This is a genomic window from Acidovorax sp. HMWF018 (assembly GCF_003061035.1).
Classification (GTDB): domain Bacteria; phylum Pseudomonadota; class Gammaproteobacteria; order Burkholderiales; family Burkholderiaceae_C; genus Acidovorax; species Acidovorax delafieldii.
This window is the reverse complement of sequence record NZ_QAIM01000133.1, coordinates 1-2,321: the sequence shown is the minus strand read 5'-3', so window position 1 is coordinate 2,321 and position 2,321 is coordinate 1. Positions and strand designations below refer to the sequence as shown.

The following is a 2,321-nucleotide window of genomic DNA, read 5'->3' as shown; positions in this document are numbered from 1 at the left end:
CAACGAGCCCGTGGACACCGGCTTTTTGCGCACGCTGGTGGGCTACAACACGCGGCGCGCGGCGCTGTCCATCATTGCCGTGTTCATGGAACGCATGGCCGTGTACGACCTGAAGGTGGTGGATTTCTCGGTACTGTCGCTGGTGGCGCACAACCCGGGCATCACCTCGCGCCAGCTGTGCGCCACGCTCAGCGTGCTGCCGCCCAACATGGTGGGCTTGATTGCCGCGCTGGAACGGCGCGGCCTGATCGAGCGGCGCCCACACCCGAGCGATGGGCGCGCCATGGGCGTGCACCTGACGCCCGCCGGGGTGGAACTGACGGCGCAGGCCGAGCAGACGGCCGCGCAACTGGAAGAAGACGCCACCAACCGCCTGACGGCGGCCGAGCGCAAGACGCTGATCCGGCTGCTGCAAAAAGTCTACGACTGATCCAGCGGCCGCTCAGCCGGCCACAAGAGGCCCGGATGCGTATCAGGCGGCCGGCGCTGCCGGGGCCTTGTCCAGCCCCAGCAAGCGCACCGCGTTGCCCTTCAGGATGCCGGGCATCACCTCGGGCTTGAAGCCCGCTTCCTGGAAGTCCTTCATCCAGCGCTCGGGGGTGATCAGCGGGTAGTCGCTGCCGAACAGCACGCGGTCCTTGAGCAGCGTGTTGGCGTACTGCACCAGCTGCTTCGGAAAATACTTGGGACTCCAGCCCGACAGGTCGATCCATACATTGGGCTTGTGCGTGGCGACCGACAGCGCCTCGTCCTGCCACGGAAAGCTGGGGTGGGCCATGACGATCTGCATGTCAGGGAAGTCGATGGCCACATCGTCCAGGTGCATGGGGTTGCTGTACTCCAGCCGCAGGCCGCCGCCGCAGCGCATGCCGCTGCCGATGCCGCTGTGACCGGTGTGAAAGATGGCGGGCATGCCGTATTCGGCGATCACCTCGTAGATGGGCCAGGCCATCTTGTCGTAGGGGTGGTAGGCCTGCACCGTGGGGTGGAACTTGAAGCCCTTGATGCCGAACTCCTCGATCAGGCGGCGGGCTTCGCGCGCGCCCATCTTGCCCTTGTGGGGGTCGATGCTGGCGAAGGCCGTCATCATGTCGCTGTTGGCCTTGGCGGCCTCGGCGATCTCTTCGTTGGGGATGCGGCGGCGGCCCATCTTGGACTCGGCGTCCACGGTGAACATCACCAGGCCAATCTTCTGCTCGCGGTAGTAGGCCACCGTCTCGGCGATGGTGGGGCGGCGGCCGTTCTTGAAGTATTTGTCGGCGGCGCGGTCGTACTCCTCGCCGTAGTTGTCAAACGGGTTCCAGCAGCTCACCTCGGCGTGGGTGTGGATGTCGATGGCGATCAGATTGGCGTGGTCCATGCGTGTCTCCTGGGTTGGCGCCCGCCGGTGCAGCGTCAAACCCTCAGCATGCGCCACGGCGCGTGACGCAGATCAAGGGTAAACACCAATAAAAAACGGGCTTGGCTTGCTTGAATTGGTTATGAACTATAACCACAATTCAACCAACACGAAAGCCTCTATGACCCATCCAGACATCCATTTCGAGCTGCGCGGCGACCACCAGGAAGTGGCCGTGATCCGCCTGACCCGTGCGGCCAAGCGCAACGCGCTGAACGACGGCCTGATCCTCGCGCTGCGCGACCTGTTCGAGAAAATGCCCAGCACCGTGCGCGCGGCCGTCATCGATGGCGACGGCCCCCATTTCTGCGCCGGTCTGGACCTGTCGGAGCTCAAAGAGCGTGACGCCGGCCAGGGCCTGCACCACTCGCGCATGTGGCACGCCGCGCTGGAGCGTGTGCAGTACGGCCCCGTGCCGGTCATCGCTGCGCTGCATGGCGCCGTGGTGGGCGGCGGGCTGGAGCTGGCCAGCGCCTGCCATATCCGCGTGGCCGACGAATCCACCTTCTACGCGCTGCCCGAAGGCTCGCGCGGCATCTTCGTGGGCGGCGGCGGCGCGGTGCGCATCCCCAAGCTCATCGGCGCTGCGCGCATGACGGACATGATGCTCACCGGCCGCGTCTACAACGCGCAGGACGGCGAGAAGGTCGGCTTTGCCCAGTACCTCGTGCCCGAAGGCCAGGCCTTTGACAAGGCCTTTGAGCTGGCCGTGCGCGTGGCGCAGAACGCGCCGCTGACCAACTACGCGCTGATGCACGCCCTGCCCCGCATTGCCGAGCAGCCCGCCGACCAGGGCTTCTTCACCGAAGCCATGATGGCCGCCATCGCCCAGAGCGCCCCCGAAGCCAAGTCCCGCCTCGCCGACTTCCTGGAAGGCCGCGCCGCCAAGGTCCGCAAGGACTGAGCCCGCCCCCAGTCACCC

At 66.2% G+C, this 2,321-nt stretch carries 3 protein-coding genes; 2 read left to right on the top strand and 1 reads right to left on the bottom strand.

Annotated elements, in window-relative coordinates:
- Positions 1-10 precede the first annotated feature (10 nt).
- Positions 11-430: a MarR family winged helix-turn-helix transcriptional regulator gene (locus DBR23_RS05170; RefSeq protein ID WP_108497524.1), complete on the top strand. Its 420-nt coding sequence runs from the start codon at positions 11-13 to the stop codon at positions 428-430.
- Positions 431-472: 42 nt separating this feature from the next.
- Here DBR23_RS05170 and DBR23_RS05165 read toward each other — a convergent pair whose 3' ends face one another.
- Positions 473-1,360: an amidohydrolase family protein gene (locus DBR23_RS05165; RefSeq protein ID WP_056057215.1), complete on the bottom strand. Its 888-nt coding sequence runs from the start codon at positions 1,358-1,360 to the stop codon at positions 473-475.
- A gap of 160 nt (positions 1,361-1,520) precedes the next feature.
- Between DBR23_RS05165 and DBR23_RS05160 the strand changes: the two genes are divergently transcribed.
- Positions 1,521-2,303, top strand: a complete 783-nt coding sequence (locus tag DBR23_RS05160) for a crotonase/enoyl-CoA hydratase family protein (protein ID WP_056057212.1) — start codon at positions 1,521-1,523, stop codon at positions 2,301-2,303.
- Positions 2,304-2,321 lie beyond the last annotated feature (18 nt).

What these genes read in the sequence shown, in the direction of transcription:
- DBR23_RS05165 (WP_056057215.1), bottom strand. Translation starts at nt 1,360, where the DNA reads ATGGACCACGCCAATCTGATCGCCATCGACATCCACACCCACGCCGAG.
- DBR23_RS05160 (WP_056057212.1), top strand. Translation starts at nt 1,521, where the DNA reads ATGACCCATCCAGACATCCATTTCGAGCTGCGCGGCGACCACCAGGAA.